Annotated in this window: 7 protein-coding genes; 6 read left to right on the top strand and 1 reads right to left on the bottom strand. The window is 69.0% G+C overall.

The window, feature by feature from the left end:
• Nucleotides 1-18: 18 nt before the first annotated feature.
• A complete protein-coding gene (locus N7590_RS09795; RefSeq protein ID WP_053449587.1) occupies nucleotides 19-1071 on the top strand; it encodes a linear amide C-N hydrolase in 1053 nt (350 codons plus the stop codon).
• Here the strand turns inward: N7590_RS09795 and N7590_RS09800 are convergent.
• Nucleotides 1068-1850 (bottom strand): DUF6491 family protein, encoded by a 783-nt coding sequence (locus tag N7590_RS09800; protein ID WP_164241100.1) that lies wholly within the window; start codon nucleotides 1848-1850, stop codon nucleotides 1068-1070. The genes N7590_RS09795 and N7590_RS09800 overlap by 4 nt on opposite strands.
• A gap of 81 nt (nucleotides 1851-1931) precedes the next feature.
• On the opposite strand from N7590_RS09800, the gene N7590_RS09805 reads away from it, so the two are divergent.
• The 5 genes from N7590_RS09805 (at nucleotide 1932) to thrC (ending at nucleotide 8828) form a co-directional block, all read left to right on the top strand.
• Complete coding sequence (locus N7590_RS09805; RefSeq protein WP_164241101.1) at nucleotides 1932-2630, top strand: AraC family transcriptional regulator; 699 nt, start codon at nucleotides 1932-1934, stop codon at nucleotides 2628-2630.
• A gap of 158 nt (nucleotides 2631-2788) precedes the next feature.
• Nucleotides 2789-3739, top strand: coding sequence for a DMT family transporter (locus N7590_RS09810; protein ID WP_053510093.1), 951 nt, complete (start codon nucleotides 2789-2791; stop codon nucleotides 3737-3739).
• Between the two features lie 357 nt (nucleotides 3740-4096).
• Entirely contained in the window at nucleotides 4097-6601 is a 2505-nt protein-coding gene (gene thrA / locus N7590_RS09815) for a bifunctional aspartate kinase/homoserine dehydrogenase I (protein WP_164241102.1), read from the top strand.
• Entirely contained in the window at nucleotides 6598-7512 is a 915-nt protein-coding gene (locus N7590_RS09820) for a homoserine kinase (protein ID WP_053510098.1), read from the top strand. The genes thrA and N7590_RS09820 overlap by 4 nt, the downstream gene beginning before the upstream one ends.
• A 29-nt stretch (nucleotides 7513-7541) precedes the next feature.
• Nucleotides 7542-8828: a threonine synthase gene (gene thrC / locus N7590_RS09825; RefSeq protein WP_164241103.1), complete on the top strand. Its 1287-nt coding sequence runs from the start codon at nucleotides 7542-7544 to the stop codon at nucleotides 8826-8828.
• The last annotated feature ends 13 nt before the right edge of the window (nucleotides 8829-8841 follow it).

Raw genomic sequence — 8841 nt, forward strand, 5'->3', positions numbered from 1 at the left:
GGAACGGAGCGCAGTGACATGGCACGGATGAAGTGGAAGGGAAGGGCGATGCTGGCAATGGCGCTGGCGTCCGCGATCGCACCGGCGCTGGCCTGCACGCGCGCGGTGTACCTGGGCGACAACGGTGATGTGATCACCGCGCGTTCGATGGACTGGAAGGTGGATGTCGCCACCAATCTCTACGTACTGCCGCGTGGCATCGCACGCACCGGGCAGGCTGGCCCGAAGTCGCTGGCCTGGACCGCCCGCTACGGCAGCGTGGTGGCCACCGGCTACGACGTGTCGACCACCGACGGCATGAACGAAAAGGGCCTGGTCGCCAACCTGCTGTGGCTGGTCGAGTCGGAGTACCCGCAACAGCGCGGCAACAAGCCGGGCCTGGCGATCTCGCTGTGGGCGCAGTATGTGCTCGACAATTTTGCCACGGTGGACGAGGCAGTGGCCGCCCTGAAGCGTGAGCCGTACTCGATCGTCACCGACAAGGTGCCCGGCGAGGACCGGCAGGCGACGCTGCATCTGTCGCTGTCCGATGCTACGGGTGACAGTGCCATCGTCGAGTACATCGGTGGGCGCCAGGTCATCCATCATGACCGGCGCTACCAGGTGATGACCAACTCGCCGATCTTCGACCAGCAGCTGGCGCTCAACACCTACTGGCAGCAGATCGGTGGCACGGTGATGCTGCCGGGCACCAACCGTTCTTCCGATCGCTTCGCCCGCGCCTCGTTCTACATCAACGCCATTCCCAAGGCGGAAGATCCGGTGGAGGCACTGGCCAGTGTGTTCAGTGTGATCCGCAACGCCTCGGTGCCGTACGGCATCACCACGCCGGGCGAGCCGAACATCTCCTCCACGCGCTGGCGTACCGTGGCCGACCACAAGCGGCGGCTGTACTTCTTCGAGTCGGCGTTGACCCCGAACACGTTCTGGGTCGATCTGAACAAGGTCGATTTCGGTGGCCCGGTGCTCAAGCTCGACCTTGGCAAGGACCAGCGCAACACCTTCGCCGGCGATGCGCTGGGCCACTTCGTGCCCAGCGCGCCGTTCACCTTCCTCGGCGTCGACGGTTAGTTCGACGCCTGGCTGGAGGCCGGGTACACCGCCTGGATGGTGCAGGCACCGCGGCGGCTGAAGCGGGGCAGTGGCGCCAGTTCGTCGCTGCGCTCGTCGTAGCTGGCGAAATCAGCGGTGACCACCCGATCGCCCGGGTTGCCGCAGATCAGACCATTCTGCATGCCCGACTGGAAGCTCAATTCGGGCGACCGGTCGAGCTGGAGGCAGTGGCTGCCCAGTTCGACCCGGTAGAAGCGATGGCCGCCGCTGCGCCGTGGATTGGTTTCCACCAGCATGCCCTGCGTGTCGGACGACCAGCCACGTACATTGCGGGTGGCGAAGCAGTACGAGGGCGAGCCGCCGAAACCGCGGCGGACTTCCTTTCGCTCGCGGATGGTCAGGGCTGGCAGCGTGGCGGTGCGCAGGCGATCGCTGTCGCGCGCAACGCTGGCGTAATCGCGGTTCTGCACTGGCGTAACCGCACTGACGGCGCAGCTGTGGCCGTCCACCACCACCCGCTCGCTGGGACGACCGCAGGCCCAGCCGGCAGGTGCCTCCAGTTTCAGCGTGGTGGCACCGCGAACGCCGGGGCAGTCTTCGTTGAAGTCGATCCGATAGGCCTGGCCGGAGGCGGAGCGCAGCGCGATCGAGCGCGGTGAGGCCTGCTCGACCTCCTGTACGCCGACCGCGTCCATGCAGTGTGGGGCCGGCGGCGTGCGCTCCTGGGCGGAAGCGGTAGCGGCGAGAGCCAGGCCGAGGCTGGCGGCGAGCAGCAAAGACGCATGCTGATGGGTCATGACCTGCACTCCCTGCGTGGGTTGACCGCCCGACTATAGCAGCGGTTTGCACGGCCTGTGTTACACGCGCACACTGCCCGGATGGGCGCGATCTTCCACCTGCGGCACTACGGCCAGGCCACCGGCCTGGACCGCCATGACTACGCGCAGTGGGTGCTACCGCTGCAGGGCGAACTGCAGTTCGAGATGGAAGGGCGTGGTGGCCGCCTGGACCTGCTGCAGGGCGCTTTCGTGGCTGCCGGCGAGGCCCATGACCAGATGGCCGATGGCCCGAACGGTTTCGTGATCGTCGACTGCGCGCCGGGCGTGCTCGATGACGTAACCCAGGAGCATCTGTGCCGCCAGCGCTGGTTGCACCTGCCGCTGGCGCTGCGCCGGTGCCTGGCCGATGTGCAGGCCGGCCGGCCGATGCCAGCCCTGCTTCCGCAGTTGCTGCAGGCGTTCGCACCGGCCGGCAGTGGCGCTCGCATGCAGGGGCTGTGTGCGGCAGTGCAGGCCGACCCGGGCCAGGCGTGGCCGGTGGCCCGCATGGCGGCGTTCGTTGGGGTCAGCGAGAGCCGCCTGCACGCACTGTTCCAGCGTGAATTCGGGCTCAGCCCGCAGGCCTGGCTCAGCGCCAGCCGGTTGCGCTGGGCCAAGCACCAGCTGCGCACCAGCACCGCGCCGATCAGCGACATCGCGCTGTCTGCAGGCTATTCCGAACAGAGCGCACTGACCCGTGCGCTGCGCCGCGAGTGTGGGCAGACCCCGGCCGCGTGGCGCAGGAGCGCAGGGCTGTAGCGTCGAGCCATGCCCGGCTGCCGTTCGCGCGATAGCCGGTGCAAAAGCAGCCGAGCATGGCCCGACGCTACAAGGGCAGCGGGGCAGTAGCCTGGGTCAAGAGGGCTCCGCCGCCCACCGACTACACTGCGCGGCCTCTTCCCCCACGAAGAATTCCAATGCGCAACAACCCGATGGCCCGGGGCATCGCCAATGGCGTTGCCGCTGGCGCGCTATGGGGCGTGGTCTTCCTCGCCCCCGCCGTGCTGCAGTCGTTCAATGCCCTGCAACTGTCCGCCGGCCGCTACCTGGTCTATGGCCTGATCGCGGTTGCGCTGTTGCTACCGCGCTGGAAGCGGCTGGCGCCACAGTTGGGGCGCGCCGAATGGTTGGGCCTGCTGTGGCTCAGCCTGGCCGGCAACCTGGTCTACTTCCTGCTGCTGGCGACCGCCGTACAGTGGGCCGGTGGTGCGGCGGCCTCGCTCATCGTCGGCCTGATCCCGGTGGTGGTGACCCTGGTGGGCGTGCGCGAGAAGGGCGCGGTGCCGCTGAAGCAGCTGTTGCCGGCACTGGGCCTGTGCGTGCTCGGTGTAGCCCTGGTCGGCTGGGAAGCGCTGATGTCCGAACACCTGGCGACACCCTGGCGTCAGCGCCTGATCGGCCTGTTGTGTGCGTTCGGTGCGCTGTTCTCGTGGGCGCTGTACTCGATCGGCAACAGCCGCTGGCTGGCGCGGCGGCCCGATCTGTCCAGCCACGACTGGTCGCTGCTGACGGGCGTTACCACCGGTGGCCTGGCCCTGCTGCTGGTGCCGATGGCCTTCATCGGCCACACCGGCAGCCACGCGCCAGCGCAGTGGGGCGGCTTCTGGGCGATCAGTGCCGGCGTGGCGGTGATTGCCTCGATCCTTGGCAACGCGTTCTGGAACCGCGCCAGCCGCCTGCTGCCATTGACCCTCACCGGCCAGATGATCGTGTTCGAGACGCTGTTCGCGCTGCTCTATGCCTTTGCCTGGCAACAGCGCTGGCCCTCACTGCTGGAGGCGCTGGCGATCGTGTTCCTGGTGGCCGGGGTGATGTTGTGCGCGCACGCCCATCGCGCACCGCGGGCGATCGCCGAACATGCGGGCTGAATGCGACCGTCAAGCGTGCTGATGGCTGCTTTGTCTCAGATGCAACCAAATGCCGGCACGTTGGCCGATGATCGCGGCAGCGCATTTTTGCATCGCAGCACTTGACAGCGGCAGGGCGCGCGGTGTTTTCTGTGCGCCATGGTCCTTGATGCCGCCCACGCCAGCCTGAACGCCCCCGCCACTGCGGGCCGTTCGACTGCGCCGGTCGCCACCACCACCATTACCACCACCACCGTCACCACTGCCCTGGTGCGGCCCGTCGTCTTCGTGTAACTCCCGAAAACCACGGCCCCGCACCATACAGGTGGCGGGGAAACTCGACACCTGCATGCGACGGGGCCTCCTACCGAGGTCTGCATGTCTTCCCACGCCCCCGCCCATTCCGTTGCCCCGGCCGACCTGGCTGCACCGTCCACTGTCGTGCACAAGTTCGGCGGCACCTCGGTGGCCGATGCCGAACGCTATCGCCATGTTGCCGGCCTGCTGCTGGCCCGTCCCGAATCGCTGCAGGTCACCGTCGTCTCGGCGATGAAGGGCGTCACCGATGCGTTGATCGAGCTGGCGCAGCTGGCGGCCAAGGGTGATGAAGGCTGGCGCGAGGCCTGGCATGCGCTGCGCGCGCGCCATCGTGGCGCTGCAGTGGCGCTGCTGGGCGAGCAGGTGGGCGAGACCGTGGAATGGATTGACGCGCGCTTCGAGCAGCTGGCCGAGGTGCTGGCCGCGCTGGCGGTGATCGGCGAGCTGCCCCGTGAAGTGCTCGATCGCGTGCAGGGCCTGGGTGAAGTGTTCTCCGCGCAGCTGCTGGGCACGCATCTGCGTGCACGCGGCGAAGACTGCGCTGTGCTCGATGCGCGCGAGGTGCTGGTGGTCGGGCATGGCGAACTGGGCGTCGATGTCGACTGGGAAGCCAGCGCCGACCGCCTGGCCAAGTGGCGGCTGCAGCATCCGCAGCGGCGCCTGGTCGCCACCGGTTTCGTCGCGCGTGATCGCGATGACCGCATCACCACGCTTGGCCGCAACGGCAGCGACTACTCCGGTGCGATCTTCGCCGCGCTGTTCAACGCCGATGAACTGCACATCTGGACCGACGTCGACGGCGTGCTGTCAGCCGACCCGCGGCTGGTGCCCGAGGCCGTGCAGCTGGAATCGCTCAGCTACGACGAGGCCTGCGAACTGGCCTACTTCGGCGCCAAGGTGGTGCACCCGCAGACGATGTCACCGGCCATCCGCCTCGGGCTGCCGATCTTCATCCGCAACACCTTCCAGCCGGCGCATCCGGGCACGCGCATCAGCGCCGAGCGCTCGCCGCGCGGGCCGGTGAAGGGCCTGACCCTGAGCCCCGGGCTGGCCCTGCTGAACCTGGAAGGCACCGGCCTGATTGGCGTGCCGGGTACCGCCGAGCGCGTGTTCGCCGCCCTGCGCCAGGCGCAGGTGTCGGTGGTGATGATCTCGCAGGGTTCGTCGGAACATTCAATCTGCTGCGTGGTGCGTGCCGCCGAAGCTGCGCGCGGTCGCGACGCCCTGCTGCATGTGTTCGCGCATGAGTTGTCGGTGGGCCAGGTGCAGCGCGTGCAGGTCAGCGAGGGGGTCAGCGTGCTGGCCGCGGTCGGTGACGGCATGGCCGGCCAGCCCGGTGTGGCGGCGCGCCTGTTCGAGGCGCTGGGCCGTGCGCAGGTGAACATCCTGGCGATCGCGCAGGGCTCGTCCGAGCGCAACATCTCGGTGGCAGTGGACAGTGCCGATGCCACCCGCGCGCTGCGCGCCGCACATGCGGGCTTCTGGCTGTCGCCGCAGACCTTCGCGGTGGGAGTGATCGGGCCGGGCAATGTCGGTGCCGCGCTGCTGGACCAGCTGCTGGCCGCGCGCCCGCAGTTGCTGGCCAAGGCCAATGTCGACCTGCGCCTGCGTGCGCTGGCCTCGCGTTCGCGCATGCGCCTGGAAGTGGACGGCCTGCATGCCGATTGGCGCCAGGCATTGCAGGAAGCCGGCGAGTCCAGCGACTTGGATCGCTTCACCGAGCATCTGCTGGCTGCGCACCTGCCGCACGCGGTGGTGATCGACTGCAGTGGCAGTGCCGAGGTGGCCGAGCGCTACGAGGGCTGGCTGGCCGCCGGCATCCATGTGGTCACGCCGAACAAGCAGGCCGGCGCAGGGCCGTTGCCGCGCTACCAGCGCATCCGTGCCGCGGCGGCGGCCAGTGGCGCGCGTTTCCGTTACGAGGCCACGGTGGGTGCGGGCCTGCCGGTCATCACCACGCTGCGCGACCTGGTGGATACCGGTGACGAGGTGCTGGCGATCGAGGGCATCTTCTCCGGCACGCTGGCCTGGTTGTTCAACCGCTTCGATGGCAGCCAGCCGTTCTCGGCGCTGGTCGCGCAGGCACGGTCGATGGGCTACACCGAACCGGACCCGCGCGATGATCTGTCCGGCGTGGACGTGGCGCGCAAGCTGGTGATCCTGGCCCGCGAGGCCGGCCACGCGCTCAGCCTGGAGCAGGTGCAGGTGGAAAGCCTGGTGCCGGCCCTGCTGCGCGATGGCAGCGTGGATGCGTTCATGGCCAGGCTGGGCGAGTCCGATGCCAGCCTGCTGCAGCGGCTGCAGGAGGCACGCGCGCGTGGCGCCGTGCTGCGCTATGTCGCCAAGCTCGGCGCCGACGGTGCCTCGGTGGGCCTGCAGGAGCTGCCGGCCGACCACGCCTTCGCCAATCTGCGGCTGACCGACAACGTGGTGCAGTTCCGTACCCGCCGCTACTGCGACAACCCACTGGTTGTGCAGGGGCCGGGGGCTGGCCCGGAAGTCACCGCGGCCGGTGTATTCGCCGATCTGCTGCGTGTGGCGGCCGGTGAAGGAGCGCGCCTGTGATCGCACGTGCATACGCACCCGCCTCGGTGGCCAACGTGGCAGTGGGATTCGACATTCTCGGCCATGCCATCGCCGGGGTCGGCGATACCGTAAGCGTGCGCCGGATCGACGAACCGGTGGTGCGCATCGAGGCGATCCGTGGCAGCGCGGTGGAACTGCCGCTGGACGCGGCCGGGAACACGGCGGGTGCTGCGTTGATGTCGCTGCGCGAACGGCTGGGCCTGGACTTCGGTTTCGCCGTCGAGATCGACAAGGGCATTCCGTTCGGCTCCGGCATGGGCGGCTCGGCGGCGTCGAGTGTTGCGGCGCTGGTCGCGGCCAATGCGCTGCTGGATGCGCCGCTGCCACGCGAAGCGTTGTACCCGCATGCGCTGGATGGCGAGGCGGTGGCCAGTGGCGGCCGCCACGGTGACAACGTCGGTCCGCTGCTACTGGGGGGACTGGCATTGTGCACCGCCGATCGCCTGCTGCCGATCCCGGTGCCTGCCAGCTGGCACAGCCTGCTGGTGCATCCGCACGCGGTGCTGGAAACGCGCCGTGCCCGCCAGGCCCTGCAGGGCAGCTATGCGCTGGGCGAGTTCGTGGCACAGAGCGCGAACCTCGCGCTGGTGCTCAGTGGCTGCCATCGCAGCGACGCGGCGCTGGTACGCGCGGGCCTGCGCGATGTGCTGGTCGAACCGCGACGGGCCGGACTGATTGCCGGCTTCGAAGCCGCCCGTGATGCGGCGCTGTCGTCCCATGCAATGGGTGCGGGCATCTCCGGCGCCGGACCCAGCGTGTTCGCTTGGTTCGAGGATGCCGACCAGGCGCGTGCCGCTGCGGCGCCGGTGCAGGCAGCGTTCGCTGCGGCCGGCTTCGACAGCGACGCCTGGGTATCGCCGCTGGATGCGCCGGGAGCCCGGCTGTGCTGAATCCTTCCCCTTCTCTGGATACCGAACCCATGCAATTTGTTTCGACCCGCGGCCAGTCTCCGGCCGTCGGCCTCAGCGCGGCGATCGCCGCCGGATTGGCGCCCGATGGCGGGCTGTATGTCCCCGCGCTTCTGCCGGCCGCCCGCGAACTGCAGGCCGGGCCGACCCTGGCCGATACCGCCGCCGATCTGCTGGCACCGTTCTTTGCTGGCGACGCACTTGAGACCGCGCTTCCGGCGATCTGCCGCGAAGCGTTCGACTTCCCGGTGCCGCTGCGCCCGCTCGGCGGCGGTGACCACGTGCTGGAGCTGTTCCATGGGCCGACGGCGGCGTTCAAGGACATCGGTGCGCGCTTCCTCGCTGCTACGCTGTCGCGGCTGCAGGCGTGCAAGGGCCGCGACCTGACGATTGTCGTTGCCACATCCGGTGATACCGGTGCAGCGGTGGCAGCGGCGTTCCATCGCCAACCCGGCGTGCGCGTGGTGGTGCTGTATCCGGATGGCCGCGTGTCGCCACGGCAGGCGCACCAGCTCGGCTGTTTCGGCGACAACATCCAGGCCCTGCGGGTGGCCGGTGCATTCGACGATTGCCAGGCGATGGTCAAGCAGGCGCTGGCCGACCGCGAACTGCAGGTGCAGGTGCCGTTGAGCTCGGCCAACAGCATCAGCCTGGGCCGCCTGCTGCCGCAGATGAGCTACTACGCGCATGCGGCACTGACCCATCATGCCGAAACCCGTCGCCGGCTCAATCTGGTGGTGCCGACCGGCAACCTCGGCAACGCGATGGCCGCAGTGCTGGCGCGCGCACTGGGTGTGCCGATCGGGCAGATCGTGCTGGCCACCAATGCCAATGCGGTACTTCCGGCCTACTTCAATGGCGGTGACTACCATCCCCAGCCCAGCGTCGCCACGGTGGCCAATGCGATGGATGTGGGTGCGCCGAGCAACTTCGAGCGCCTGCGCTGGCTCTACCACGGCGACGATGCCGAACTGCGCGCAGCCTTCCGTGCGTTCGCGGTGGACGACGTCACCATCCGCGCCACCATTGCTGCGGCGCACGCCAGCGGTGGCGAGCTGTTCTGCCCGCATACGGCCACGGCGGTCAAGGTCCTGCAGGACCTGCGTGCACGCGGCGCCAAGGGCGACTGGGCGGTGGTGGCCACCGCGCATCCGGCCAAGTTCGAAGCGGTGGTCGAGCCGTTGATCGGCGCCCCGGTGGCGGTGCCGCCGGCATTGGGTGCGCTGTTGCAGCGGCCAGCGCACGCTGAACCGCTCGCGGCTGACTATGCCGCGCTGCGCGAAGTGCTGCTGCGCTGACCGAGGCGGGGCA

It is taken from the genome of Stenotrophomonas sp. GD04024, assembly GCF_029837545.1.
Taxonomy (GTDB): Bacteria; Pseudomonadota; Gammaproteobacteria; order Xanthomonadales; family Xanthomonadaceae; genus Stenotrophomonas; species Stenotrophomonas forensis.

Excerpts from the sequence above, each read along its gene's own strand:
- thrC (WP_164241103.1), top strand. The coding sequence starts at position 7,542 with ATGCAATTTGTTTCGACCCGCGGCCAGTCTCCGGCCGTCGGCCTCAGC.
- N7590_RS09805 (WP_164241101.1), top strand. The coding sequence starts at position 1,932 with ATGGGCGCGATCTTCCACCTGCGGCACTACGGCCAGGCCACCGGCCTG.
- N7590_RS09810 (WP_053510093.1), top strand. The coding sequence starts at position 2,789 with ATGCGCAACAACCCGATGGCCCGGGGCATCGCCAATGGCGTTGCCGCT.
- thrA (WP_164241102.1), top strand. The coding sequence starts at position 4,097 with ATGTCTTCCCACGCCCCCGCCCATTCCGTTGCCCCGGCCGACCTGGCT.
- N7590_RS09795 (WP_053449587.1), top strand. The coding sequence starts at position 19 with ATGGCACGGATGAAGTGGAAGGGAAGGGCGATGCTGGCAATGGCGCTG.
- N7590_RS09800 (WP_164241100.1), bottom strand. The coding sequence starts at position 1,850 with ATGACCCATCAGCATGCGTCTTTGCTGCTCGCCGCCAGCCTCGGCCTG.